Source organism: Actinopolyspora sabaoui (genome assembly GCF_051225635.1).
In the GTDB taxonomy this organism is placed as follows: domain Bacteria; phylum Actinomycetota; class Actinomycetes; order Mycobacteriales; family Pseudonocardiaceae; genus Actinopolyspora.
The window spans coordinates 300,538-326,359 of the sequence record NZ_JBMIHH010000007.1 but is presented as its reverse complement, the minus strand read 5'-3'; the positions used below and the strand labels follow the sequence as shown (position 1 = coordinate 326,359).

Sequence of the window (25,822 nt, the reverse complement as noted above, 5' to 3'; positions counted from 1 at the left end):
TGACCACACCCCTGCTCCTGCCACAACCGCCACACCCGATCGGCATGCCGCTCCACCACCGAGAACACCCGCAACACCTCCACCAACATCATTCCAAAGGTGTTGCACCCACCCCTTGAAACCAAGCGCGAAATTGACGATCCGGGGACCGCCCTCGGGACGCGGCCATGCGGGTAAGCAGTGTGCGTGTCCCTGGTGCGTGTGGCTACTCGATGTCGGGCCTCCCGGAGCGAGAGCCGTGCGAGAGGTTCCGCCACCAGCACCGCCACGCAAACCGGGCCGACGAAGTCCCGCTAGAGGAACGAGGCCTGCTGCTTGATCCGGGCGGTGAGTTCCTGCACGTGGTCGTAGACCCGGCGCCGTTCGGCCATCGCCTTGCGGATCTTCTTGTCGGCGTGCATCACCGTCGTGTGATCCCGCCCGCCGAAACTCTGGCCGATCTTGGGCAGCGAGGAGTCGGTGAGTTCGCGGCACAGGTACATGGCGATCTGCCTCGCCTGGGCGAGCGCCTTGGTCTTGCCCGGACCGCACAGGTCGTCCACCGTCACGCCGAAGAACTCGGCGGTCATGGACATGATGGTCTGCGTGCTGATCTCCGGGGGTTGGGCGTCGTCCGGAATCAGATCGCGCAGCACGATCTCGGCGAGCTGCACGTCCACCGGCTGTTGGTTCAGCGATGCGAACGCGGTCACCCGGATCAGCGCGCCCTCCAACTCCCGTATGTTGCGCTCGATGCGTGCCGCGATGAACTCCAGCACTTCCGCGGGGGCGGCCAACCGGTCCTGTGCCGCCTTCTTCCGCAGGATCGCGATGCGGGTTTCCAGCTCGGGGGGCTGGATGTCTGTGATCAGGCCCCACTCGAACCGGGTGCGTAGCCGGTCCTCCAGCGTGTGCAGGCTCTTCGGCGGGCGGTCGGAGGAAACCACGATCTGCTTGTTCGAGTTGTGCAGCGTGTTGAAGGTGTGGAAGAACTCCTCCTGGGTGCCTTCCTTGCCCTCCAGGAACTGCACGTCGTCCACCAGCAGCACGTCCACATCCCGGTAGCGCCGTTGGAAGGCGACCTGCCGGTCGTCCCGCAGCGAGTTGATGAAGTCGTTGGTGAATTCCTCGGTGGAGACGTAGCGCACCCGCATCCCCGGGAAGAGCCGCTGGGTGTAGTGGCCGACAGCGTGCAGCAGGTGGGTTTTGCCCAGCCCGGACTCTCCCCAGATGAACAGTGGGTTGTAGGCGCGTGCGGGGGCTTCCGCCCCGGCGACTGCGGCCGCGTGCGCGAACCTGTTGGAGGAGCCGATCACGAAGGTGTCGAAGGTGTACTTCGCGTTCAACCGGGTCTGGGAGGTCGGGGGACCGTTCTTCGGCGCCGTGTAGGGCTGTCCCTGCTGTTGTTCCGGTTTGTTGTCCCCGCCGAAGGTCGGCCAGATCTCGTTGGCCGCCCGCAGGGCCTCCCCTTCCTCGTCCTCCTCCGGCTCGGAGTCGTTCTCGCCGTCGGCGTGCTGTTCGCCTGCCCGGTACTGGGGGCCGAACGGCAGGGGGGTCATGCCTTGCCACGAGTAGTCCGAGCCGGTGTTTCCGGGGCGGTGCTGTTCCGGTGGGGCCGGAGGCAGTGCCCCGCTGATCGAACCCGTGTGCGCGGTGTTGCCGTAGTCCTCGGTCTCGTGCGTGGTGTGAGGGCGTTGCCGGTGCTCGCTCGGCCTGCCGTGCCATCCCTGCGCCTCGTCCGTGGGGATGTAGCCCACCGGCCCGTTTCCCGGACCGGTGCCGTAACCGGTCTCGTAGGGCAATTCGACCTGGCCGAACTGCCACCGGCCCTCTTCGACGGGTTCCGGTTCGGGTTCCGGCTCGACGTCGATCGCCCCGGGGGCGTCCTCGCCGTCCTCCTCGCCCATGGACTGCGGGGTGACGGGGCGGGTGGGGGCGGGCACGGCGGTGTCCACTTTCACGGCCAGCGAGATCTCTCTGCCGAGCCTGCGCGAGAGCGCGTCGGTTATCGGATCCCGCAGGGCGCGCTCGATGGCCTCTTTCGCGAAGTCGCTGGGGGCCGCCAGCAGGGCGGTCCCGTCCAGCAGTCCGATGGGACGCGTCACGCGCATCCACGCGCGTTGTTGGGGTGAGAGCGTTCCCGAGGACAGCTCGTGCACCACCTCGTCCCAGACCCTACCGAGATCGGCTTGGTGGTCCGACACCGCTGAGCTCCCCTCCCCTCGTTGCCGTGGGACTCCGGATGCCCCGGTGGCGGGCTCGTGAGTTCCGCTCGGCCGGTTCCGGGTCGAATCACCTGTGCACGACAAGGTGGAAACAAGGTATCCACAGAGTTGTCCACAGCTCTGCCGAAGGTACGACAGAGCCGGCGGCCCGTGACTGTCGGGGGCGTCCGCGGCGCTCCACCCGCTTTTCGGGACGGCCTTGATCGGCTTCGGAAACCTCCGGCGCTACCCTGGTCGCGGTGCCCGTCCCGCCGTTGACCGGCACCCCGGCTGCTCGACTCGGCGTTCGAGTAAGTACCCTCGTTGAGTCTCCCGCTGTAATGCGGGCGTTCGGTTGTCGTGTCGGTCGCGAAACTCGATCCGACACGCAGCCCGGTTCGTCCGCACGGGATCGTGCGCGTACGACAGGAGTGCGTGCGCCTGCCGCGGATGAAGTTCCAAAGCCGCTTCCGCTTTCCAGCGCGGGGACACTTGACCGAGCCACAGCGGCCATCTTGTGCCTTGTAAGGCGCATGGTTGGCCTGTAGTAACCGGGAGAGCCGACCGTGAGCAAGGGCAAGCGCACCTACCAGCCGAACAACCGCAAACGGGCCAGGACGCATGGTTTCCGGCAGCGGATGCACACCAGGGCCGGCCGCGCCATCGTGACCGCCCGGCGCCGCAGGGGCCGTAAGCGTCTGACCGCCTGATCGGGCCGGGCCGTGCTTCCAGCGGCAGCGCGGCTCAGGCGCAGCCAGGATTTCACCCGGGTCGTACGTCGTGGACGTCGAGCGGGCAGGCCACGTCTCGTGCTGCACGCACTGACGTGCGGGACGGTGGATGCCGAACCGGCCGTGAGGTCCCGGGTTGCCACCGATGCCGTCGCTGAACCCGACGACGAGAACAAGCGCGGAACATTCGACAGTCCGCCCACCCTGGAAAAGCGGGAGCAACCCAGGGTGGGTTTCGTCGTGAGTAAGGCCGTCGGCAACGCGGTGGTGCGGCACAGGGTGTCGCGACAGCTGCGCCATCTGATGCGTGACCGTATTCCGGCGTTGCCCTCGGGCACAATGGTGGTGGTACGAGCGCTGCCACCAGCGGCAGCGGCCACCAGTGCGGAACTCGGCCGGGACCTGGACAGGGCCGCTCGCAAGCTGGGCCTGCCGGTGCCGGGTGATCACCCGGACGGTGGTGCCCACTCCACCACGGATCCCGCGTAATGGCAGAGCAAGATCCCGGTTCGTCCGATGACTCGGCAACGGCTCCCGTAACTCGCCCGGGACCGCTCGCCTGGCTGCTCTCGTTGCCGATCCACGTGTACCGCAAAGTCGTATCACCGATACTTCCGCCCACCTGCCGGTTCTATCCGAGTTGTAGTGCCTATGCCGTGGAGGCGCTGCGGGTTCACGGAGCTCTCGGGGGCAGTTGGCTGACGCTGCGGCGACTGTTGCGTTGTGGTCCATGGCACCCGGGCGGGATAGATCCGGTTCCGCCGCCCCGTGACGCGCCTCGCGCCACAGATCCTTCCACCGGCGAGGAGTAGCCCGAAGTGCTGGACTTCATCAATTACCCGGTCTCGTTCATCCTGTGGTTGTGGCATGCCGTGTTCGGGGCGCTGCTCGGGCCGGACAGTGGTTTCGCCTGGGCACTGTCCGTGATGTTCCTGGTGTTCACGTTGCGGGCCCTGCTGTACAAGCCCTTCGTGCACCAGGTCCGCTCCATGCGCAAGATGCAGGAAGTCGCGCCGCGGATACAGCAGTTGCAGCGGGACCACCCCGACGATCCGCAGCGTCTCACCGCCGAGATGCGCAAGCTGCAGTCCGAGCAGGGGTTCAATCCGCTCGGTGGCTGTCTGCCCATGATCGTGCAGATTCCGGTCTTCATCGGGTTGTTCCGGGTGCTCAACGGTTTCCAGCCGAACGAGGAGAGCAACTACTTCTTCGGCGCGGAGGGAGTGCGGTCCTTCCTCGACGCCCACCTGTTCGGGGCGAGTCTTTCCGGTACGCTCACGGCTCCTGCCGAGGCACTGCGCACTTTCGGAACCGATCGGGCCTCGATGCTGCTGGTCGGAGTGCCGTTGATGATCGCGGCGGGGATCGCTACGCATTTCACCACCAGGCATTCGATAGCCAGACAGCGTGGCGAACGCACCCCCGCGGCCGCTCCGAACCAGCAGGCGATGATGAATCGGATCATGCTGTGGCTCTTTCCGGCTTTCGCCGTGATAGCCGGCCCGTTCCTGCCGTTGGCGATCCTGCTGTACTGGTTGGCGAACAACTTCTGGACCCTCGGGCAGCAGCGTATCGTGTTTCGACGTATCGACGAGGAAGAAGCACAGCGGCAGCAGACGCCGGACGCGGCGCCCGCGGTGATCGATTCCTCGACAGGCGAGCGTGTGGAGTCCCACGCCCGACCGGAAGACGACGAGCGAGCCGAATTGCCCGGAATACCGGAAGACCGTTCCAGCGACACGGGTAAGCCGGACGAGCACCGGTGAATCCGTACGCACCTCCAGAGAGGAGACACCCAGTGTCCGATACCGTGCAGGAGGCTGGCCAGGACGAGCAGTCCGTGGCAGTCAGTGGTTCCGAACAGGCCACTGATCGGGACAGTGGATCGACGGCCAGAAGCGAAGCCGATCTGGTGCGCGAAGGCGATATCGCCGGTGACTACCTGGAACGGCTGTTGGACCTGCTCGACTACGACGGCGACATCGATCTGGATGTGGAGTCGGGGCGTGCCGTGGTGAGTGTGGAAGGCGGCAAGGACCTCGAAAAGCTCGTGGGTTCGCAGGGCGAGGTGCTCGAAGCCGTGCAGGAACTCACCCGACTGGCCGTGCAGCAGGAAACCGGGGTGCGTAGCAGGCTGATGCTCGACATCGCCGGTTGGCGCGCGAACCGGCGCGACGAGCTCAGTGACCTCGGCCGTCGAACGGCAGAGAAGGTCGCGAGTACGGGTAAGACCCAGCGGCTGCGCCCGATGAGTCCGTTCGAGCGCAAGGTGGTGCACGACGCGGTCGCCGCCGTGTCGGGAGTCAGTAGCGAGGGCGAGGGAGAACCGCCCAGCAGGCGTGTGGTCGTTTACCGGGCCGGGTGATTCCTCGGCGTGTGGTCGTTCCGGCCGGAACGGTTCGTTGTCATGCTGCCCCTGTGACACCGCGTCACAGGGGCAGCATTGTGTTCGGCGGCGTTCCGTGTTTCGCCGTGGGGCGCTGCCGCGCGGTTGCGTGCTCCCACGGCGCGTTTCACGTGAAACACCGCGGCGGCCTCGCTCGCGGGGTGATATAAGGGTGAACCCGGTCCGCTGGCCGAGGTGTGCGACGTGCTCGTTCGGGTGCGACCCGTGTCGAGTGAGAAATATTCGTTTTCCGCGGGGTGGCTGCGGTGAAGGCGGCCTTCGGGGGATGTTTCACGTGAAACAACTCTATGATGAACGGGATCGAAGCCGGGGCAGCGAAGAGGCGGGTTGTTGGACGACGAGAGTCCGGCCGGGCGGTTCCCGGCCGAGAATGATGCGGGTGAAGCTGTGCGAGGGGTCGAGGGAATGTCACCGGAGCGGATGATTTTCGGTGATCGGGCGTCGTTGGCGAGCGAGTTCGCGGAACGCCTCTTGACGGATGGCGTGCGACGTGGCTTGATCGGTCCTAGAGAGGGAGACCGGCTCTGGGAACGCCACATCTACAACTCGGCAGTGCTGCGAGAGTTGTTGCCACGTGAAGCCACGGTGGTCGATGTCGGCTCCGGGGCGGGTCTGCCCGGTATACCGCTCGCGATCGCTCGTCCCGATCTGACCGTCACATTGCTGGAACCGATGGCGCGTCGGGTCGCGTGGCTGGAGGAACTGTCGGATGATCTGGAACTGCCCGTGACGGTGGTGCGGGGACGAGCGGAGGAAAAGCCGATACGTGCCCGGCTGCACGATCAGGACTTCGTGGTCGCTCGGGCAGTGAGTTCGTTGGAGCGGCTCGCCGAATGGTGTCTGCCGCTGCTACGCCCAGGCGGCTGGTTACTCGCGCAGAAAGGTGCCAGTGCGTCCGAGGAGTTGGAGCGTGATCGTGCGGCGATAGCACGTCGTGGTGGCGTGTCGGCCGAGGTGCGCCATTGCGGAGCGGATGTGCTGGAGACTCCGGCCAATGTCGTCGTGGTGCGGCGTTCGGATGCGGCTCCGTCGCGTGCCGCCGGCTCCGGAAAACGAGCTCGTGGGGCGGGGACGCGTCGGCCGGACAATCGGCGAAACAGAAAGGAACGGTGACGGTGACCCCGGAATCGAACCAGACCGATGGTGTTTCACGTGAAACAAAGGGTCGTTCCATGGGCGGGATGCGTTTCCCCGCCGTGGCGGGCGAGGGAGCGCAGGCGGAGGAATCGGGGTCCGATTGGACCGCCTGGACCCCACTCGTGGAGGAGGCGAAACGGAGCACCTCCTCTCCCGCGCCGGAATCGACTCGGCTGCCCAAACCCGATCAACGTCGAATCATGACCGTCGCCAACCAGAAGGGCGGCGTGGGAAAGACGACCAGCACGGTCAACCTGGCCACCGCGCTGGCCGTGCAGGGGCTGCGGGTTCTGGTCATAGATCTCGATCCGCAGGGCAACGCCAGTACCGCGCTCGGAGTCGACCACCAGGCCGGGGTGCCCTCGGTCTACCAACTCCTGCTCGGCGAGATCGGTGTCGCCGATGCCGCCGCCACCAGTACGCAGTCGGAGAACCTCAGCTGTGTGCCCGCCACCATCGATCTGGCAGGCGCGGAAGTCGAGCTCGTCACGATGGTCGCTCGTGAGGCGCGCCTGCGGGAGGCGCTGCGACCGGCGGTACTCGACGAGTTGGACTACGACTACGTCTTCATCGACTGCCCACCCTCGTTGGGACTGCTCACGGTGAACGCGCTAGTGGGGGCGCACGAAGTGGTGATTCCGATCCAGTGTGAGTACTACGCACTGGAGGGATTGGGGCAACTGATCAACAATATCGAGCTGGTGCAGTCGTACCTCAACCCCGGTCTCAACGTCTCCACCGTGTTGCTGACCATGTACGACGGACGCACGAAGCTGGCCGAACAGGTTACCGAGGAAGTTCGTAATTACTTCGGTGAGCGGGCACTGCGAACCGTCATCCCTCGTAGCGTCAAGATTTCCGAAGCTCCAGGCTTCGGGCAAACCGTGCTGAGTTACGACCCCGGATCGCGGGGTTCCATGAGTTATTTGGATGCTGCTCGTGAGATCGCCGAGCGCGGTACGGAGAGGAAGACGTCATGACCGAGCGTCGTGGTGGTTTGGGGCGCGGACTGGCCGCACTCATTCCGAGTGCTCCGGAATCGGAGGCACCACGGGAAGGGGATAATTTCGACACGGTGACGGTTTCGGGTGGAACTGAGCCAGCTCCCCCGTCCGGCGACTCCGCTGTGGAACCGCTTGTTTCACGTGAAACAAGCGATGGCGTCGCCGGAGCCGTCTACCGCGAGGTCGAGATCTCGGCGATAGTTCCCAACCCACGGCAGCCGCGTCAGGTTTTCGACGAGGACGCACTCGCCGAGCTGGAACACTCCATCAAGGAGTTCGGCCTCATGCAGCCGATCGTGGTGCGTGAGCTCGATGGTGGCGAGCAGTACGAACTGATCATGGGAGAGCGCCGTTGGCGAGCGGCGCAACAGGCCGAACTGGCCACGCTTCCCGCGATCGTTCGGCAGACCAAGGACGACGCGTTGCTGCGGGACGCGTTGCTGGAGAACATCCACCGGGTGCAGCTCAACCCACTGGAGGAGGCTTCCGCGTATCAGCAGTTGCTGGAGGAGTTCGAGGTAACCCACGACGAACTGGCCGATCGTATCGGGCGCAGCAGGCCCGTGATCACCAACATGATTCGCCTGCTTCGCCTGCCGTTGCCCGTGCAACGTCGAGTCGCCGCCGGAGTGCTCGCAGCCGGGCACGCCAGGGCACTGCTTAGTCTGGACGACGCGCAGGAGCAGGAGGAGATCGCCAATCGCATCGTGGCGGAAGGACTCTCGGTACGTGCCGCCGAGGAGCAGGTGACGCTCAAGAAGCGGGAACAGCCGGAGAGGCCGAAGTCCAAGCAACGTCCCAAGATGGAGCTCGCGGGAGCCGAGGAAGTGCAGGAACGCCTCGCCGATTGGCTGGACACCAAGGTGAAGGTCGAGTCCGGGCAGCGGAAGGGGCGCATTGTTGTGGAGTTTGGTTCCTCCGACGATCTACGCAGGCTCACCGAACTTCTGTTGGGGGACTGAGTGTTCACATCAGCACTTGTCAGCGGGGTCGGGTAGCCGGCACGTGAGTCGGCGCCTTGCCGCGTTGGGCCGGCTCTTGAGTAGCGACCTACGCGGCGAGCGGCCCGGCCTTGCAATGCATCCGACTCACGCACCGGGGACACGACGCTGCGCTTCTCATGGTTGCGATACCGGGCCGGTGCCGGTTCGGACCAGTTACGGGTGCCCCGACATCGGGTAGCGACCTACACAACGTCTCCGGCGTCCTCGCGAGAGCCGCACGGGAGACCCCGCGGCAGTGCCGCCTGCGTGAGTGGTGGGAGTTCGGCCTACGCCGTATCGGAGCGGCGTGAATTTCGTGGGAAATTTACGCCACCGGAGCCGCATGGGTTCGTCGTGGTGGTTTCCACTGCGGGGCGAAGGCACCGCACAGCGGGGCAGTGCGGCCACTGCCCCGGCGCGCTCCAACCATGGGTGGAATCAAAGGCCCCTCGGGGCCGACATGGTTCCGTCACGGTGACGTTCGGTTTCGGGCGGTCGGCTTTACCTGCTGGGCTGGGATGACCGTCCTAGCTCTCGTGGCCGGAACCAGTGCCCGCGTTTCACGTGAAACGCGGCGAGGTCGACGCGCTAGCTTCGTCCTTGGATGGCCCGTTCGATCAGTCCGTCGAAGACGTCCCCGAGGCCACGTCCGGCAGCCTCGATCCCCATCGGCATCAGCGAGGTCGCGGTCAGGCCGGGCGAAACGTTCACTTCGAGGAAGTGGACCTCGCCGGACTCGTCCACGATCGCGTCCGTACGCGAGATGTCGCGCAGTCCCAACAGACGATGCGCGGAAACGGCCAGTTCGGCCGCTCGTCGAGCCACGTCCTCCGAGAGCTCGGCGGGAGCCTGATAGCTCGTCAACCCCGCCGTGTAACGCGCCGTGTAGTCGAAGATCCCCTGCGACGGTTCGATTCGTACGGCGGGCAGCGCCTGTGGCCCCGCCGGGCCCTCCAGCACTCCGATCGCGAGTTCGGTGCCCTCCACCAGCTTCTCGACCAGGACCGTGTCGCCGTAGGAGAAGGCTCCCATCATCGCGGAGGGCAGCTCCGAGGACTCCCGCACCACTCGTGCGCCCAGGGCGGAACCGCCCTGAACCGGTTTGAGCATCAGCGGAAGACCGAGCTTGTCCACCAGGGCGTCCAACACCGGATGAGCACCGAGCTCGCGGAAGGTGGACTGCGGCAGCACCATCCACTCGGGAGTGGGCAGACCGGCCCTGGCGAGTTCGGCCTTGGCTGTCGGCTTGTCCCAGGCCCGGCGGCAGGCCCGCGGATCGGTGCCCACATAGGGAATGTCGAGCAGTTCCAGGATGGACTGGATCGCGCCGTTCTCCCCTTCCCCGCCGTGTAACGCGACCAGCACCGCCTCCGGCCGTTCGACGCTCAGCCGGTTGAGCAACTCGTGGTCGGCGTCCAGCTCGGTCACGGTGAGCCCGGTGGAGCGAAGTGCGGCGGACAGTCTGCGTCCGGAACGCAGCGAGACGTCGCGCTCGTGCGACAGTCCTCCGGAAAGTACGGCAACCCAGCGCTCGCTCAAGTGGACTCCTGCATGACGAAGTCCGTCACACCCGGCCGAGCGTGACGGACTTACCGGACCAGTACGAAAAACCTACCCGGACGACGTTATGCGGTTCGGCAATCGGCCGGTAGGGCCGCCCGGGCTGACTCGGAGCGCTTGCCGCGAACGGGACGGTCCCGAACCGGGAACGCCGTGCGGGATCACCGAGGATCAGGCGGTGTCCGGTGAGGGGGTCTGCGGTCCGGAGAGTTCGCGTCCCCCACCGGAGCCGAAGGTTCGCAGCAGGTCCAGTTCCTCGTTGAGTGTGTTGGCCAGCCTGCGAACACCCTCGTGAATCCGCTCCGGGGTGGGATAGCAGAACGACAGCCGCATCTGCCTGGTTCCCAGCCCGTCCCGGTAGAAACCGGTTCCGGAGGCGTAGGCCACCCGCTGGGTGACCGCGCGGGGCAGCATCGCCTTGGTGTCCACGCCTTCCGGGGCGGTGAACCACACGAAGAAACCGCCGTCGGGACGGGTCCAGTCACACCCCGCGGGCATGTGCTGTTCCAACGCGCTGAGCATGGCGTCGCGGCGTTCCCGGTACTGTTCCCGGAAGCTCTTGATCTGCCCCAGCCAGTCGTGCGTGCTCAGGTAGCGCGAGACGATCATCTGGTTCAGTGTCGGCGGGCACAGTGTCGCCGATTCCGCGGCGAGTACGAGTTTCTCCCGGACGGCGTGCGGTGCCAGAACCCAGCCGACCCGGAGGCCGGATGCGAAGGTCTTGGAGAACGATCCCAGGTAGACCACGTTGTCGGGGTCCAGCGAACGCAGCGACGAGTAGGTTTGTCCCTCGAAACCGAGCAGTCCGTAGGGGTTGTCCTCCAGCACCATGATGCCGTGACGGGAACAGATCTCCAGGATCTCCGGACGTCGCTGCTCCGCCAGCGTGACGCCCGCCGGGTTGTGGAAGTTCGGGATGGTGTAGAGGAACTTGATGGTCCTACCCTGCCCGTGGAGCTCCTCGATGGCACTGCGCAGCGCGTCCGGCTGCAGCCCGTGCTCGTCCATCGCCACGTGCACCACATCGGCCTGGTAGGTGGAGAACGCGCCCATGGCGCCGACGTAGGAGGGGCCCTCGGCCAGCACCACATCGCCCGGGTCGCAGAAGATCCTGGTGACCAGGTCCAGCGCCATCTGCGAGCCCACGGTGACCATGACGTCGTCCGGCTGGCCCGATATGCCCTCGAGTGCCATGATCTCGCAGATCTGCTCGCGCAACTCCGGAACGCCGTGCGCGGAGCCGTACTGCAGTGCCGACTGGCCCTGTTCGGCGATCAGCCGTGCCACTTCCTCGGACAGCGAATCCAGCGGAAGCGCCGCGAGGTTGGGCATGCCACCGGCCAGCGATACCACTTCCGGCCTGCTGGCCACCGCGAAGAGTGCCCTGATCTCCGATGCCGTCATCCCCGCTGTGCGCTCGGCATACCGTGCGGAGTGAGTGTCGAGGTTGCCCATCGCCGCTCCCGCCGCGGGAGCCGGCGTGCCGGTTTTCTCCGGCTCGGGTTGCTCGTTCGGCTGGTTCGAATGATCGGACATTCCGCGCTCCAGGGTCGGTGGTGCGCCGTGTGATCGGCACCGGTCACGGGGGAAGCGGGACCGGATTTGATCCGGCGATTCTAACCGGTTCATCGTGTGACGTTCGCGGTTGTGTAACGTCCGCCTCGTTCCATCCTGGCCAACAGTGAGCAAAATCACTAGTTGAAGGAGTTCGATTGGTTCCACGGAGTGCTTGACCGGGCGGGCCGAGACGCGCCGTCGCGGGCCGCGAATGTCCCACCGCGGAGGTGATTTCCGAGAACACTCCTCGTGCCGTGCGAGAACCGCTCTCGGAAACATCCCCGATCGACGCGTGTTCAGGCGCCCTCGGCACGGGTGAGTTCGTAGCGCAGCAGATCGTCGAAGGTGAACGATCCGGTGGGCCGGTCGTCCTCGCCCAGCAGGTAGAGCCGCTTGACGGCGACGAGCACCGCCTCGGCCACCACGTCGCGGAAGCCGGGGTCCAACAGCCGTGCCCGGTCCTCCGGGTTGCTCAGGTACCCGGCTTCGATGCGCACGGCGGGCATCTTCGTCCAGCGCAGGACTTCCCAACTCTTCGGGTGGCTGCGGCAGTCCAGCATGTCGGTGCGTGCCACCACTTCGCGCTGCAGGAAACCGGCGAGCGCCTCCCCCACGTTCGATGTGGTGCCGTTGCCGGTGCCGAAGTGGAAGGTGGCGACTCCCTGCGCCTGTGATGAGCGATTGGCGTCCACATGCAACGACAGGAACAGGTCGGCGCCCGCCTCGTTGGCGAACGAGGCCCGGTCGGCCTCGGCGGGACACGAGTTGGGGCCTCGGGAGATCAGCGCCTCCATGCCGGTGGCGACCATGCGGCCCTCGAGCCTGCGGGCGAAGTCCCAGGCCAGATCGGCCTCGGCGACACCGTTGATCACCGCTCCCCGGTCGTTTCCGCCGTGGCCGGGATCGATGACGATGCGTTTGCCGCGCAGGCGCGGTCCCGCTCGCCGCACCTTCTCCTGCTCGCGCAGGTAGACGGGACGTCCGCCGCGAACCTTCGGGGTCAGCTGTCGCAGCGAACGCAGGGTCGCGGGCCCACAGATACCGTCCGAGTTCAGCGCGTACTCGCGCTGGAAGTTCTGCAGCGCGTGCTCGGTCTGCCTGCCGAAGATCCCGTCCGGGCGGCCCGCGTCGTAGCCCAGTTCGAGTAGCCTCTCCTGCAGGGCGAACACGTCGTCACCACTGATGGGACGGGACACGAAGTAGGCGAGCGAACGATCGCCCAGCCGCCACTTGGCGTCGGTGAGCGCTCGGTAGGTGGCCGGTCCGACGACACCGTCGGTTATCAGACCTCGTTGCTGTTGAAAGGCGCGTACCGCGTGTTCCACCGACTCGTCGTAGGTGGCCGGTCCCACATGGCCGTTCGGTGGTGGTAAGAGCCCCAGCGTAACGAGAACGCCATGGATCTCGGTTACGGCCGGGCCGACGTCACCGCGGTGGAGCAGCTGCATGCACTCCTCGCTCGATTCAGGCACCGACCTCGGCCGGTGCTAACGACGTGTCATTACCCCCAAGTATCAATTTATTCCGATGCGGTCCGCTGCGAAGTATTGTGCCTTGTCGCTGTAGAGCGTGGGTTATGGGCCGCACCGTCGCCGCTTCGGCACGTTCCGCTAGCCTGGTCGGCCCAGCTCGTTGACCGTTCGAACACGAGATCCCACCGTCCCTCGGGACGGTGGGATCTCGTCGAGGTGCCACGCGGGCGTGGCCGCCCGGCTGGGCGAGGTGTGGTCACCTGTCACAGATAGTCGGAGATGTCCGAGAGCAACTGGTCCTTCGGCTTGGCACCGACGATCTGCTTGACCGGTTCCCCGTTGGAGAACAGCAGCAGGGTGGGAATCGACATCACCTGGTAGTCACGGGCGACGCTGGGGTTCTGGTCGATGTCCAGCTTGGCGATGGTGATCTTGTCCTCGTGCTCGGAGGCGATCTCCTCCAGCACCGGGGCCACCATCTTGCAGGGGCCGCACCAGGTGGCCCAGAAGTCCACCAGGACGGGCTTGTCGCTGTTGAGGACGTCGTTCTTGAACGACTCCGAATCGACGGTAACCGGCTTGGCTGCCATGTTCGCTCCTTGTTCGGTGCTCTGGTCGGTACGGGGTGATCACCGGCCCGCCCACGGGCGTTCCGGCGCCGTGCGAGGTTCGGCTCGGTGTCGCTCGCGGCCTTCAGTGGGCAGCCGCGGCGTCGGCTTCGGCGGCGGTTCCGTAGCCGCCGCCGACGAGTTCCGGTGCGACTTCGGCCGTCTCGGAGGCTTCGTGTTCGGCCAGCCAACGCTCCGCGTCGATGGCCGCCGAGCAGCCCGAACCGGCAGCCGTGACAGCCTGCCGGTACGTCTTGTCCACCAGGTCGCCCGCGGCGAACACGCCCGGGATGTTGGTGGCCGTGGTGGGGTGTCGCACCTGCACGTAGCCCTCCTCGTCCACCTCGACCTGGTCGGTGACAAGCTTGCTGCGCGGGTCGTGGCCGATGGCGACGAACATGCCCGTCACCGGCAGCTGCGACTCCTGGCCGGTCACGGTGTCGCGCACGGTCAGCCCGGAGACCGTGCCGTCCCCGTTCACCTCGGTGACCACGGTGTTCGTGCGCCAGTGGATCTTGTCGTTGGCACGTGCGCGTTCGAGCATGATCTTGGAGGCGCGGAAGTCCTCGCGGCGGTGCAGGATGGTCACCGAGTTCGCGAACCGGGTCAGGAAGGTGGCCTCTTCCATCGCCGAGTCACCACCGCCGACCACGGCGATGTCCTGGTCGCGGAAGAAGAATCCGTCGCAGGTGGCGCACGCCGACACGCCGCGCCCGAGTAGCCGGTCCTCACCGGGAACGCCGACGTAGCGCGCCGCCGCCCCCATCGCCAGAATCACGGCCTTGGCCCGGTACTCCACACCGCCGGAGGTGACGGTCTTGACCTCCCCGCCGAGGTCGATCTCCTCGACGTCGGCGGTTTTGAGTTCCGCCCCGAACCGTTCCGCCTGCGCACGGAACTGCTCCATGAGTTCGGGGCCCATGATCCCGTCGCGGAATCCAGGATAGTTCTCCACATCGGTCGTGGTCATGAGTTCACCGCCGTACTGGGTGCCCTCGAAGACCAGCGGTCGCAGTTCCGCCCTTGCCGCGTACACCGCAGCGGTGTAGCCGGCAGGACCGGAGCCAACGACAATCACGTTCCGCACGTCGCCAGTCACCGCGCCCCTTCCCTCGTCACGTCGTTCGCGCGTGGTCGGTGTCCGCGCGCATCATCGTCAACGTGATACTAGGTGCCGGTTGTTCCCGCACCGGCAGGGTGAGTGCCCGCGCCCACATGCTGGACCGGTGTGCCCGAGGTCTGGGTGGACCCGGTTGTTCCCGCCGTGGTCGTTCGTCGAGCTCTCCGGCCGCGCCGTACGGGACGGAACGGTAAAGCACCCTGGCGGGCGAGCCGGTTCGGGCCTTCCGCTCAGCCACCGATCACGACGTCCGAGAGGGTGGCGGGCTTGCCCGCCCCGCAGTCGGGGCCGACCGTCAATAACCGGAACCGGCCGACCTCACCGGTCGACAGCACCATCAGCTGGGCCGGCTCACCATTGAAGGTTATTCGCCGCGCTCCCATGGGGTCGCTGTCGGAGATCCCGTTGGCCTGTAAACACCGCAGCAGTCGGCCGGGGTCGTCCAACCTGCCCGCGTACTCCTCCTCGGAGGAGAGCACCGCCTGCAACTGTTCGCCGTTGAGCGTCGCCTGTTCCCCGGTCAACGCCAACGGCGGATCCGAGGGGCCGGTGGCGGCCGGGGGCTCCGAGCCGGTGTCCCCCGCATGATGGTCACCGGACCCACCGCCCGGAACGGTGACCAGCACCACGGCCAACACCGTCGCGGCCGCGGCCACCAGGCCCGAGCCCCACACGAGCCCTCGGCGACGGCGGTTGCCGCCCCGACCGGAAGCACGCCCGATGTCGATCACTTCGGCTCGTTCCGGGCCCGTCGAGTCGTAGGAGCCCTCCCGCTCGTCACCGTGGACCTCGTGTCCGACGGGGTGCTCGCCCTGCCGTCCGTCAGCGCCGTCCGTGGCCGCCGGGAGCGGTTCGACGGCCAGTGACTGTTCGATGCGGGCCGCCACCTCCTCGGGTATCTCGACGGCCACCTGTTCCGCCAGCTGGGTCCGCGTGGTCTCCAGCGCGGTCAGGACCGCCGCGGCTGCCGGATCAGCGCTTGTCACGGGCCGTAGGCGCGCCGCGGTCTCCTCGTCGAGCGCTCCCGCGTGCAGTTCGGCCAGCATCTCGGGGGACCACTCCGGAACCCCGGGCTCACCGGCACGCCGATCCTCGCCACTCATCGTCCCTCCCGTCGACGCGTGGCCATGCCTTCGTCTGAGACGTGCGCGTCCGCACTCGGGTTCCGTAGATGCCCGAGAAGTTGCGCCAACTTGATCCGGCCTCTGGCACAGCGGCTTTTGACGGTGCCCTCGGCCACGCCGAGCAGTCTCGACGCCTCCGAAACCGGATATCCCTCGACGTCCACGAGCACGATAGCGGCTCGTTGATCTTCCGGCAGCTCGCCGAGCGCGTCCGATACGACCATTCGGGTGTCGTGCTCGGCTATTCTGTCGTGCGGGTGTGCGGGCTCGCCCGGGCCGTCCTCCGGTAGTGGGACGGTGGCTCGGGCCTGACGTCTGCGAATTCGATCCAGGCAGGCGTTCACCACGATCCGGTGCAGCCAGGTGGTGACCCTGGACTCGGAGCGGAACGAACCCGCGTTGCGAAACGCGGAGATCATCGCGTCCTGCAGCGCGTCGGCGGCTTCCTCCGGATCGCGCATCGTCCGTAGGGCCACCGACCACAGTCGATCACGGTGCCGCCGGAAGAGCTCGGAGAACGCCTGCCGGTCCCCGGATAGGTGAGCCGCTATGAGATCGGCATCCGAACTGGCGGTTTCTGACACGCCACGAACCCTACTGATTGTGTACTGTTACACATCCACCAGATTGGTCAGAGCGTGCTCCGTCCCACCGGAGTGGACGTTCTCGTGTCCCGACTCGACGGTGTCGAAACACGAGAACGGCTCCGGAACCGGCGCTGCCACTCACCCGGTTCCCCTTCTTCGGTGGGCTCTCGCCGCGCGACGGGAGGTGGGTTCCTGCCGAGTCGTGGCGTATCGCTGAGTCGCGCAGGCTCACCGAGTCATGGCTGCCCGTTGACGCCGCGCAGCTCGATCTCCTCGATCTCGGAGCTGTAGCGGTCGCCCTGGGAGAGCCCGGTGATCCAGACGAGCACGTGCGAAGTGGATTCGTCGGTTTTCACCGGGATGGTGGTGGTTCCGCCGCTGAGTTCGCCCTTGCCGATCACCTCGGCGCTCGACAGTTCCGGAGATTCGTCGGAGGCCGCCCGGATCTCCAGCTCCGTTCCCGAACTGGGGGAAGTGATGTCCACTTCGGCGAGTCGCGAGGGGTTCTCCAGCGTGAGCAGGATGCCGATCCCGCTCTTGAAGCCGGTTCCGAGCTGGTCGTTGTAGCCGTCGGTCTGCCAGCTGGTGCCCTTGTCGCCGTCGTGCACCAGGTCGACCTCGTCCTGGTTGTCGCGGTCCTGCTCGGTGACGAACACGTTCGAGCCGGTCACCGCGACCGGTTTCGGCTGGGGCCGGGAGCTCTCCGCGGAGGTGGAGGACGGGGGCTGCTGCGAGTCGCTGCTCGTCTCCCCACCGACGAGTCTGTTGGGGCCGGAACTGTCCGTGGGGCCCACGAACATGCCGATCAGCATGGCGGCCAGCCAGCTGACCACGAAGAGCGTCACCACGGCCACGGCTCCGACCCCGTAGATCAGCTTGCGCCGTTTGCGTGGATCCGGTTTGGGGTCCTCGCGTTGCCAGACGTCGTCGCCGCGAGCCTCCACCCCGGCGGGGGCCGAGTGCATCACGGCTTCGCCCGCGTCCTGTTGTGCGTACTGCTCCAGCACCCGCAGCACCGCCGCCCCGGTGCGTACTCCGCCGGTGGTGCCGTTCGACTCCGGGCTGCCCAGTGCGCGTACCGCCACCGTGGACAGTTCCAGCGGGATGGCCGGGCGCAGGGTGCGGGGTGGGACGACCGTCCCGTCGGGGCCCGCCGGGGCGGAGGAGACGCCCTCCGGGCTGCCGGACAGCGCCCAGCGGCCGGTCAGCAGCAGGTAGAGCACGGCGCCCAGTCCGCGCACGTCCTCCCCGGAGCCCGCGTCCGGCATCGGCCCCGGGAACGCCATCCGGATCTCGCCGTCGCCGGTGACCCGCACCCGCTGCGGGTGGTCGATGCCCAGCACCAGTCCCGCGTGGTGCGCCGCCTCCACGGCGGCGGCCAGTGGTTGCAGCAGCCTGGCGGCGGTACCCGGGGCCAGTGGGCCGTCCGAGATCAACTCGGTCAGGTCGCTGCCGTGGGTCCACTCCGCGATCACGATGCCCAGCACGCCGTCCGGATCACCGGGAGCGCTGCTGACCACGTCGAGCACCCTGGCGACTCCGACGTGGTTGAAAGTGCTGGCGTGCATCGCGCGTTCCAGCGTGCGGCGCGCGTCCGAGGTCTGCGTGGTGTCGGAGCTGTCGCCGACGATGATCGTCAGGGACACGTCGCGTCCGAGCACGCCGTCCTTGGCCCGCCAGAGCTGCGCGTTGCAACGACTGTCCGAACCGACCTTGGCGAGCAGCCGATATCGTCCGTGATCGAGTACCGCGCCCGGCGCGAGTCGCTGCTCGGATGCGTGTGCCGTACTCGTAGTGTCCTCCCGACGCACGGTTCGTTCGTTGTGGATCGTGTCCTCGTGCTGTCCGGCACCCGGCTGCTCGGTCGGTTTTCCGCTCACCTGCCGTCTCCCGATTCTTCCCGTCGGCAAAGGGTCGCCGAACGCGAACCCCGCTCGTGCAAGGGCGGCCGTAGCCCACGATGATCCCGTCCGCCCCGCCGTAGAGACTCCCCGTTCGAGAGTACGTGACACCGTCGTCAGCGGCGACGCAGCAGACCCGTAATTCGGTTGAACGCGGGCTGGAGTTCCCGAACCCGCAGCAGCCACATCACGCCGAAGATGGCGGCCAGTCCGATAGTGCCGCCGAACACCACCTGCAGCCAACCGATCAAGGCGCCGGCATCGCCGGGTACAACCGTGTCGATACCGATGCTGACCAGCCATGCCAGTGCGCCGCCTGCGATGGAGGCCGCCAGCGTTCTGCCCAAAGTGTTCAGAAAACGGCGGGTGCCCAGCGGCCCCAGCCGGTGCCGCAGCCAGAGCTCGCCGACGAGCGAACCGATGACGAAGGTGAACGAGTTCGTGAACGTTATACCGAGGACAGCGCTCTCCTCGGGTAGGAGAACGGCCACCCCGATCGCGAGTAACACCTTCACAACGGTCATCACGACCATGATCAGCGTGGGGGTCCGTGCGTCCTTCAGGGCGTAGAAGGCGCGCATCTGCATCATGGTGATCGCGAAAGGCAGCACCCCGAACGAGGAGACGACCAACGCGAGTCCGAGCTGCTCGACCGAGCCGATGCCGTCCCTGACGGAGAACAGTGCCATGGCGATCGGCACGCCGAGCGCGGTCATCACCGCGCTGATCGGCAGCAGCGAGACGGTGGAGAGCCGGTTGCCCAGCGAGAGGTCGCCGATCATTCGTTCGTTGTCCCCGTCGGCGGCGGCCGCGCTCATGCGCGGCAGGATCGCCGTCATCACCGAGAACCCGATCACCCCGTAGGGCAGCTGCAGCAGCATCCACGCGTAGTTGTAGATGGACCACGCGCCGGGATCGGCGGCGGTGGCCACGCGGGACAGCGCCAACAGCCCGACCTGGCTGACCCCGACGTAACCCAGCATCCACAGCGTCATCCCGCCGAACTCGGACAGTCGGGAATCCCAGCCCAGCTTGGGGAGGAAACTCAGTCCGGTCCGGCGCAACGCCGGAAGCTGTACGCACGCCTGCGCCAGCACACCGCAGCTGACACCGATGCCCAAGGTCAGCAGGTGCGCGTCGGTCATCCGCACCGGGTTCACGGTCAGCTCGCCGGGCAGCAGGGTGTAGACGCCGAGCGTGGCGAGGATGACCACGTTGTTCATCACCGGCGCCCAGGCGGGCGGACCGAAGATCTGCTTGGACTGCAGCAGCGCGCCGAACAGTGCGCTGGCGCCGTAGCACAGGATCTGGGGCAGCAGCAGATAGGCGAAAGCCGTGGCCAGTTCCGGGTTGGCCTTCTCGGAGTCGCCCATGTAGAGCCAGACCAGCCCCGGTGCGGCGAGCAGGGAGATCAGGGTGCCCAGCAGCAGCACCAGCCCCGAGGCGGCCAGCAGCTTGCGTACGTACTCCTGCCCGCCGTCGGCGTCGGACTTCTGCGCCCGCACCAGCACCGGCACGATCACGCTGGTGAGCACACCACCGATGAGCAGTTCGAAAATGCTGGTCGGCAGCGTGTTGGCGACGGTGAACGAGTCGTTGGCCACGCTGAACCCGATGGTGTAAGCCAGCACTAGTTTCCAGCCGAATCCGGTGATCCGGCTGATCAGCGTGGCGATCGCCATCGAGCCGCTGGCTTTGAGCAGCGACTTCTTGCCGCCGCTGTGCCGTGGTTCGGAGGTTTCGTCCTCCGGGGCGTGGGCGGTTTCTCGATCGGGAGTCAAGCGCTCGGCCCTGTCGTCGACGCTGGGGAAGACCTCGGTGTGCTGCTCGGCCCGGACATTGCCGGGGCCGTGGCCGACGGTCGGGATCGGCTGGGTCAGCTCCGCGGCGTTGCCGGAGGTGTTCGTCTCCGGGGCCGGGGCGGGGGGTGCCGGAAAACCGGTCACCCGTGGGAGCGGTTCTGTCGGGTGAGCGTCCTCCCCACCGGGTTTTCCTCGTGAATCGAGGGCTCCGGTGCGGTTGTCTCCGTTCACCAACTCATTCCTTCGATCGGCATGCTCACCCGTACGTGTGCAACCCGGCCAGGTTAGCTGAGGCGCATCACCCGATGGCTCGCCGTTACGGGTGGGCGGGTGCCACGCTCCGGCGAGATGCTCGTCGTGCGCTCGCCGACCCGCGAGCGGCACCTCCGACGACCGGGGCTCCCCGACGACCGGCGTTTTCCCGGGACGGGGAGCACGCCGGGGCCACCGTGTTCCGGTGCGCCCGGAAGCCGACCGCGAGTCCGTGCACAGGGGCTCGGCTCACAGGATTCGGGTCGCAAAGGGCTCGGGTCAAAGGGGCTCGGGTCAAAGGGGCTCGGGTCAAAGGGGCTCGGGTCAAAGGGTCTCAGCTCTGCTGTGGATCATTCTCGGCGGTGGGGCGCCGGGCCGCGCCGTCCGTTCCGGTCTCGTCCTCCGAATCGGGCGGTGTTTCGCGTGTTTCGCCCGTATTTTCCGCTTCGGACGAGTTCGGTGGAGTGTCGGGTGGCTCACTCCCGTTCGGACCCGGCTCCTGCCCCGTTGTGCGGGCGGCACTGTCCGTCCCGGTGGTGCCCTCCGGCGCGGTGGTGCCGTTACGGCCCCTGATCCGGCGGACGATACGCCTGCCCGAAAGCAGCACGAGCAGCGCCGCACCGCTGATCGTGATGATCAACGAAACCGCGCCGTAGGCGTTCGAGTTCACCCGGATTCGCTGGGTCCTGCCCAGCTTCGTACCTCCCTCGGTGCGCATCGTCACATCCACGGTGAACTTTCCCGCCCGCTCGGCGTGCAGCTTCGGCAGGAACTGGCGTTTGCCGTTGGCGGGGACCTTCAACCTGCCGAGGTCATCCACGCTCACCCCGCGTGGGCTGTCCACGTGCAGCTCGAACCATATGGTCACCGGCAGGTCGTTGACCACCGTCACGGGCAGTTTGCCGTTGCTCGAGGTCAGCGAGATCGGTTTCGGATTCCCCAGCCGAACGCTGCCGAGAATCCCCCGCAGGGTCCGTTCCGCCGTATTCACCCATTTCCGGGCCGTGCCACTCTCGCCGCGCCATGCGCTGGAGGCCCCGCGCAGCAGACCGTTGCGCAGTGGTGTGGTCACGCTGGCGGGGTCGACGTTCTTGGCGGGTTCGCGTGCGGCCGCCCGGTAGAGCTGTCCGACCTTGCGGTTCTGCCTCGCGAGCTTGCCGAGTACCCGCTGCGGGATCTCGTCGGCGGCGCTGCTCGTCGGATAGGTGATCGCCACCGGTCGGGAATCGTTCCCGACGGACTGCTCCCGCGTTCCGGCGGCCCCTTGCTTCGGCGAGTCGCCGCCGGGGGCAGGCAGTTTCGTCGGTCGCACGAACCCGGCGTCCCGCAGTGTTTTCAGCCCCGAGAGGAAGTCGCGCAGTTCTCCCTCATCCGGATTCCACCGGCGGGGTGGAGCGATGAGTGTGGTACCGGGCACCGCCGCGCTCCGGGAGCGGAACGTCAGGCTCGCCAGGCCGTCCAGCAGCGCGGGGGTGGCGTCACCCAGCGGGGAGAGCCGGGTCGAGTTGGCGGCGCTCTGCCCGCGCATCGGGTTGAGCGCGTCGGCCACCAGCGGGTCGATCAGTCGAGCGTTCGGCGTGTAGTCGGAGTTCGTGGTGCTCAGCCGTGCGGGCCGCAGCGATCCGTCGGTGCGCGCGAGTGAGTCGGGGTGCAGCAGCACCGTGCTCACCGGGGTGTCGGCGAGCTGGGAGGCGGCCGGTTCGTCCAGCGCCCCGTCCACCGGCCAGAGGACTTTCTCGCGGACCTCGACGCCCAGTTCCTCGCTCACCGCGTCCGCGCCGCCCAGCGAGTCCTTGATCAGTTCGGGCAGTTCCGCCCGCCCCAGCGCCACCACGTCCGTGTCGCTGTAGGGCACCGAGATCACACAGCGACCTTCGGTCACCGACCGCAGGTCGTCCAGCCAGGCCCTGGCGGCCTCGGAACCGGTCCCCCGCACCGTGTCGCCGTTGTCCCGACGCACCCGGTAGCCCTCGGCCATGGCCTTCGCCGTGACGACCAGGTCCGGGTCTATCGCGAAGCAGAGGCCCTTGCCCAGCGGTTCGTCCGAGGGAACTTCCTCGGAGACCGCCCGGACCAGGCCGTGCAGCCTGCCGCCCGGCGCCAGTGATCGGGCGAGTCGTTCGTCGGTGAGGATGGTCGGTCGTCCGGGCAGCCGTTGCTGGATCATCCTCGGGTAGTCGATCAGCGGTATCAGCGTGGTCACGGGCGTGCTCTCGGAGGGAGCCGCCGGGGAACCACCCGGAGGTGAGAGTACGGGCAGCATGAACCGGGTGGAGCCCACGCGGGCCCGCCGCTGCGAGGTGAGCTCACCGTTGACGTTGAGCAGCAGCGGATAGATCCCCGGGGAACCGAGGCGCAGTGATCGGGAGTCCGTGCCGCTCAGCGTCACCCGCAGTTCGAATTCGGTCCGGGCGCCCGCGGGCAGTCCCGTGGCGACCGGTTCGAACCTGGTCCGCACCGCGGCGGTGGACGCCCGGTCCCGTAGCGCCGTGAGCACGCTGGCCCGGGTGGCGCGCGCCTTGCCGCGTTGTAGTCGCATCTCCAGGTCGCGCAGGGCGCTGTCGCTGGTGTTGTGGATGGTTCCGCTGATGGTCAGCGTCTTCGACGAATCGCTCCGAACCAGCTGTGGCGTGACCGTGGACACGGCGATGTCGATCCGCTCGGTGGGCTGTGCCTCGGCCATCGGGGTGGCTACGGGTGCCAACGCGGCGAGGAGGGCGCTCACCACGAGCAGCAGGCCCGCCCGTAACCGGATCCGTGCGCCGCGTGGCTTTCGTACGTGAGCGGGGCCGCGGGTCATCCGTGCTCCGTTCCGGTACCGAACTCCGCGCTGCCCGTGCCGGGTCCGAACAGCGCGATCGCGTGCTGGACGAGCCTGCGCTCGTCGGCGTAGGCCAGAGCCTTGTCCAGCTCACCAAGCGGCATCCACGCCACCTCGGTGACCTCCACGTCCTCGTCGGAAAGATCGCCGCCCATGGCCACCAGCAGGAAATGGTGCACGGTCTTGTGCACTCGCCGGTTGTCCGCGACGAACCAGTAGTCGATCGTCCCGATCGGGCGGATTACCCGTCCGATGATGCCCGTCTCCTCGGAGACTTCTCGTGCGGCGGTCTCCTCCGGTGTTTCACCGGTCTCGATGTGGCCCTTGGGCAGGGACCACAGCAACCGGCCTCGCCGGTCGGAACGTCCGATGACGGCGGCGTTCTCCCAGCCCCCGTCGACGACCAGCCCACCGGCGGAGGTCTCGTCCACGGTTCGCAGCCCGCGCCGCCGCCGCGGACCCCGACGTTTGGATCGGGAGCCGCCGGAGCGACCGGGCAGAGGGGGCATGTAGCCGATGGTAATGCGATCGGGTGGGTAACCGTTGTTCTCGACAACCGCCGTGGCGCGTTCCGTCCGCCGCGGACCCTGTTCCCCTCGGTTGGCTCCCCTCGGTCCGCCGGGATCCCCCGTTCGGGCTACGAACGATGCGATCATAGTAATGATCACGAACCCGGGTGCACTCCGGTTCGGCGGTGGGTGTTCCACGGCTTCCCACCCGGGGTGCCGTACCGGCTCGGCCGGATCCGCACGCGCTCCTGCCCGGGAGGGAGTGGGTGTGGTGACCGCCGTGGTCGACTCGTTCGGGGCCGATACCCTGACGGCTGTGTCCCCTTCCGTTTTCGACGCCGCAGGTTCCCACGACTCCGCCGCGCGGACCGACGACTCCGAAGTGACCGCAGTGCGGACGGCGCAGCACAACGTGGTGCGGGAGCTGGCGCGACTGGTGCCGACCGCGCGGGAACTGGCCGAACGGTTCGCGGCCGAGGGATTGGCGCTCTACATCGTGGGCGGCAGCGTGCGCGACGTGCTGCTGGGACGGTTCGGCGGGGATCTCGACTTCACCACCGACGCGCGGCCGGAACGGGTGCGTGAACTGCTGGACGGCTGGGCCGAGACGGTCTGGGACACCGGTATCGAGTTCGGCACCCTGGGAGCCTACCGGCACGGCGTCACCGTGGAGATCACGACGTTCCGGGCCGACACCTACGACCGGACCAGCCGCAATCCCGAGGTCGTCTTCGGGGACTCCATCACCGGTGACCTGCTGCGCCGGGACTTCACGGTCAACGCGATGGCGGTCGAACCGATCTCCGGGGAGTTCGTCGATCCGCACGGCGGTATGCGCGACGCGGTCCAGCAGCGGCTGGACACCCCCGCGCCGCCGGAGGAGTCCTTCGCCGACGACCCGCTGCGGATGTTGCGTGCCGCCCGGTTCGCGGCGCAGCTGGGATTCGAGCCCGCCGAACGGGTGCTCGACGCGATGCGCCGGATGGCCGCCGAGATCGAGCGCATCACCCCGGAGCGGATCCAGGCGGAGCTTTCCAAGCTGCTCTGCGGCGGCTACCCCCGCCGCGGGATCGAACTGCTGGTCGACACCGGTCTGGCCGAGTACGTGCTGCCCGAGCTGCCCGCGATGCGGCTGGAGATCGACGAGCACCACCAGCACAAGGACGTTTATTATCACTCACTCGTAGTACTGGATCAGGCCATCGACCTGGAGCGGGCCGAGGACCCCGAGGGGGAGCCGGATCTGGTGCTGCGGTTGGCCGCGCTGCTGCACGACATCGGCAAACCGGCCACCCGCCGTTTCGAGCCGGGCGGCGGGGTGAGCTTCCACCACCACGAGGTCGTCGGGGCCAAGATGACTCGCAAGCGGCTTCGTGCGCTGCGGTACTCCAAGGAGATCGTTTCCGACGTCTCCGACCTCGTGTACCTGCACCTTCGTTTCCACGGCTACGGCGAGGGCAACTGGACCGACTCGGCGGTGCGTCGCTACGTCAACGACGCGGGGCATCTGCTGCGGCGGTTGCACAAGCTGGTCCGTGCCGACTGCACCACCCGCAACAAGCGCAAGGCGCGGGCGCTGCAGCGCTCCTACGACGACCTGGAAGCCCGCATCCAGCGCATCGCCGAGGAGGAGGACCTGGCGCGGGTCCGCCCGGATCTGGACGGCAACGAGATCATCCGGTTGCTGGGGATCAGCCCGGGGCCCCTCGTCGGCCAGGCGTGGCGCCATCTGAAGGAGGTCCGGCTGGACCAGGGGCCGTTGGAGCGGGCGGACGCGATCGCCGAACTGCACCGCTGGGCCCGTGAGCGGGGAATCGAGCCGCCGGAGCAGTAGTTGGGGGCAGTAGTCGGCATTATTAGTGAGCATCACTGCTCGGTAGTAGTGCTCACTGTTATCGGCTCGTGCTCACCGTTCCCGACGCCGCCCCGTCGGTCGCTGTCCCCGGCCGTCAATTTCGCGCGAAATCGCCGCGCCGGTGGGTCGGTGTACGGCTCGGGCGGCGTCAATTTCTCGCGAAATGTACGCGGCCCCGCGATGTCGATGCTCCGACAACCCTCGGCGCG

At 67.3% G+C, this 25,822-nt stretch carries 21 protein-coding genes; 9 read left to right on the top strand and 12 right to left on the bottom strand.

Annotated elements, in window-relative coordinates:
* Positions 1–293: 293 nt before the first annotated feature.
* On the bottom strand, positions 294–2,183 hold the full coding sequence (dnaA, locus tag ACOQFL_RS15995) for a chromosomal replication initiator protein DnaA (RefSeq protein ID WP_435544962.1): 1,890 nt from the start codon (positions 2,181–2,183) through the stop codon (positions 294–296).
* Between the two features lie 566 nt (positions 2,184–2,749).
* On the opposite strand from dnaA, the gene rpmH reads away from it, so the two are divergent.
* The 8 genes from rpmH to ACOQFL_RS15955 all read left to right on the top strand — a co-directional run bounded on the left by rpmH (position 2,750) and on the right by ACOQFL_RS15955 (position 8,424).
* Positions 2,750–2,893 (top strand): 50S ribosomal protein L34, encoded by a 144-nt coding sequence (gene rpmH, locus ACOQFL_RS15990; protein ID WP_092627947.1) that lies wholly within the window; start codon positions 2,750–2,752, stop codon positions 2,891–2,893.
* A gap of 12 nt (positions 2,894–2,905) precedes the next feature.
* Entirely contained in the window at positions 2,906–3,403 is a 498-nt protein-coding gene (gene rnpA, locus ACOQFL_RS15985) for a ribonuclease P protein component (RefSeq protein WP_435544961.1), read from the top strand.
* Entirely contained in the window at positions 3,403–3,726 is a 324-nt protein-coding gene (gene yidD, locus ACOQFL_RS15980) for a membrane protein insertion efficiency factor YidD (RefSeq protein WP_435544960.1), read from the top strand. The genes rnpA and yidD overlap by 1 nt, the downstream gene beginning before the upstream one ends.
* A 6-nt stretch (positions 3,727–3,732) precedes the next feature.
* Entirely contained in the window at positions 3,733–4,680 is a 948-nt protein-coding gene (yidC, locus tag ACOQFL_RS15975) for a membrane protein insertase YidC (protein ID WP_435544959.1), read from the top strand.
* 32 nt (positions 4,681–4,712) lie between these two features.
* A complete protein-coding gene (locus ACOQFL_RS15970) occupies positions 4,713–5,279 on the top strand; it encodes a Jag family protein (RefSeq protein WP_435544958.1) in 567 nt (188 codons plus the stop codon).
* Between the two features lie 447 nt (positions 5,280–5,726).
* Positions 5,727–6,434, top strand: coding sequence for a 16S rRNA (guanine(527)-N(7))-methyltransferase RsmG (gene rsmG, locus ACOQFL_RS15965; RefSeq protein ID WP_435544978.1), 708 nt, complete (start codon positions 5,727–5,729; stop codon positions 6,432–6,434).
* Positions 6,435–6,502: 68 nt separating this feature from the next.
* Positions 6,503–7,438, top strand: coding sequence for a ParA family protein (locus tag ACOQFL_RS15960; RefSeq protein ID WP_435544957.1), 936 nt, complete (start codon positions 6,503–6,505; stop codon positions 7,436–7,438).
* The gene (locus ACOQFL_RS15955) at positions 7,435–8,424 is read left to right on the top strand and encodes a ParB/RepB/Spo0J family partition protein (RefSeq protein WP_435544956.1); all 990 of its coding nucleotides are present in this window, start codon (positions 7,435–7,437) and stop codon (positions 8,422–8,424) included. Before ACOQFL_RS15960 ends, ACOQFL_RS15955 begins: the two co-directional genes overlap by 4 nt.
* A 609-nt stretch (positions 8,425–9,033) precedes the next feature.
* Here the strand turns inward: ACOQFL_RS15955 and ACOQFL_RS15950 are convergent.
* The 11 genes from ACOQFL_RS15950 to ACOQFL_RS15900 all read right to left on the bottom strand — a co-directional run bounded on the left by ACOQFL_RS15950 (position 9,034) and on the right by ACOQFL_RS15900 (position 23,758).
* Positions 9,034–9,984, bottom strand: a complete 951-nt coding sequence (locus ACOQFL_RS15950) for a D-alanine--D-alanine ligase family protein (RefSeq protein ID WP_435544955.1) — start codon at positions 9,982–9,984, stop codon at positions 9,034–9,036.
* Positions 9,985–10,176: 192 nt separating this feature from the next.
* Complete coding sequence (locus ACOQFL_RS15945; RefSeq protein WP_435544977.1) at positions 10,177–11,460, bottom strand: aminotransferase-like domain-containing protein; 1,284 nt, start codon at positions 11,458–11,460, stop codon at positions 10,177–10,179.
* 398 nt (positions 11,461–11,858) lie between these two features.
* Entirely contained in the window at positions 11,859–13,010 is a 1,152-nt protein-coding gene (locus ACOQFL_RS15940; RefSeq protein ID WP_435544954.1) for an N-acetylmuramoyl-L-alanine amidase, read from the bottom strand.
* Between the two features lie 287 nt (positions 13,011–13,297).
* On the bottom strand, positions 13,298–13,624 hold the full coding sequence (gene trxA / locus ACOQFL_RS15935) for a thioredoxin (protein ID WP_435544953.1): 327 nt from the start codon (positions 13,622–13,624) through the stop codon (positions 13,298–13,300).
* Positions 13,625–13,727: 103 nt separating this feature from the next.
* The gene (trxB, locus tag ACOQFL_RS15930) at positions 13,728–14,741 is read right to left on the bottom strand and encodes a thioredoxin-disulfide reductase (protein WP_435544952.1); all 1,014 of its coding nucleotides are present in this window, start codon (positions 14,739–14,741) and stop codon (positions 13,728–13,730) included.
* Positions 14,742–14,992: 251 nt separating this feature from the next.
* Positions 14,993–15,865 carry an RsmA family anti-sigma factor gene (locus tag ACOQFL_RS15925; protein ID WP_435544951.1) on the bottom strand — a complete coding sequence of 291 codons (873 nt, stop codon included), beginning with the start codon at positions 15,863–15,865 and terminating at the stop codon, positions 14,993–14,995.
* Entirely contained in the window at positions 15,862–16,470 is a 609-nt protein-coding gene (gene sigM, locus ACOQFL_RS15920) for an RNA polymerase sigma factor SigM (RefSeq protein WP_092929952.1), read from the bottom strand. The genes ACOQFL_RS15925 and sigM overlap by 4 nt, the downstream gene beginning before the upstream one ends.
* Before the next feature lie 239 nt (positions 16,471–16,709).
* A complete protein-coding gene (locus ACOQFL_RS15915) occupies positions 16,710–18,353 on the bottom strand; it encodes a protein kinase family protein (RefSeq protein WP_435544950.1) in 1,644 nt (547 codons plus the stop codon).
* 137 nt (positions 18,354–18,490) lie between these two features.
* Positions 18,491–20,407, bottom strand: coding sequence for a murein biosynthesis integral membrane protein MurJ (gene murJ, locus ACOQFL_RS15910; RefSeq protein WP_435544949.1), 1,917 nt, complete (start codon positions 20,405–20,407; stop codon positions 18,491–18,493).
* A gap of 355 nt (positions 20,408–20,762) precedes the next feature.
* Entirely contained in the window at positions 20,763–23,228 is a 2,466-nt protein-coding gene (locus ACOQFL_RS15905; RefSeq protein WP_435544948.1) for a DUF6049 family protein, read from the bottom strand.
* Positions 23,225–23,758 (bottom strand): NUDIX hydrolase, encoded by a 534-nt coding sequence (locus tag ACOQFL_RS15900; RefSeq protein WP_435544947.1) that lies wholly within the window; start codon positions 23,756–23,758, stop codon positions 23,225–23,227. The genes ACOQFL_RS15905 and ACOQFL_RS15900 overlap by 4 nt, the downstream gene beginning before the upstream one ends.
* Before the next feature lie 316 nt (positions 23,759–24,074).
* Between ACOQFL_RS15900 and ACOQFL_RS15895 the strand changes: the two genes are divergently transcribed.
* Positions 24,075–25,592, top strand: coding sequence for a CCA tRNA nucleotidyltransferase (locus ACOQFL_RS15895; RefSeq protein ID WP_435544946.1), 1,518 nt, complete (start codon positions 24,075–24,077; stop codon positions 25,590–25,592).
* Positions 25,593–25,822 lie beyond the last annotated feature (230 nt).

What these genes read in the sequence shown, in the direction of transcription:
- ACOQFL_RS15940 (WP_435544954.1), bottom strand. Translation starts at nt 13,010, where the DNA reads ATGCAGCTGCTCCACCGCGGTGACGTCGGCCCGGCCGTAACCGAGATC.
- trxA (WP_435544953.1), bottom strand. Translation starts at nt 13,624, where the DNA reads ATGGCAGCCAAGCCGGTTACCGTCGATTCGGAGTCGTTCAAGAACGAC.
- ACOQFL_RS15900 (WP_435544947.1), bottom strand. Translation starts at nt 23,758, where the DNA reads ATGCCCCCTCTGCCCGGTCGCTCCGGCGGCTCCCGATCCAAACGTCGG.
- rsmG (WP_435544978.1), top strand. Translation starts at nt 5,727, where the DNA reads ATGTCACCGGAGCGGATGATTTTCGGTGATCGGGCGTCGTTGGCGAGC.
- ACOQFL_RS15925 (WP_435544951.1), bottom strand. Translation starts at nt 15,865, where the DNA reads ATGAGTGGCGAGGATCGGCGTGCCGGTGAGCCCGGGGTTCCGGAGTGG.
- ACOQFL_RS15955 (WP_435544956.1), top strand. Translation starts at nt 7,435, where the DNA reads ATGACCGAGCGTCGTGGTGGTTTGGGGCGCGGACTGGCCGCACTCATT.
- ACOQFL_RS15945 (WP_435544977.1), bottom strand. Translation starts at nt 11,460, where the DNA reads ATGGGCAACCTCGACACTCACTCCGCACGGTATGCCGAGCGCACAGCG.
- yidD (WP_435544960.1), top strand. Translation starts at nt 3,403, where the DNA reads ATGGCAGAGCAAGATCCCGGTTCGTCCGATGACTCGGCAACGGCTCCC.
- ACOQFL_RS15960 (WP_435544957.1), top strand. Translation starts at nt 6,503, where the DNA reads ATGCGTTTCCCCGCCGTGGCGGGCGAGGGAGCGCAGGCGGAGGAATCG.
- ACOQFL_RS15905 (WP_435544948.1), bottom strand. Translation starts at nt 23,228, where the DNA reads ATGACCCGCGGCCCCGCTCACGTACGAAAGCCACGCGGCGCACGGATC.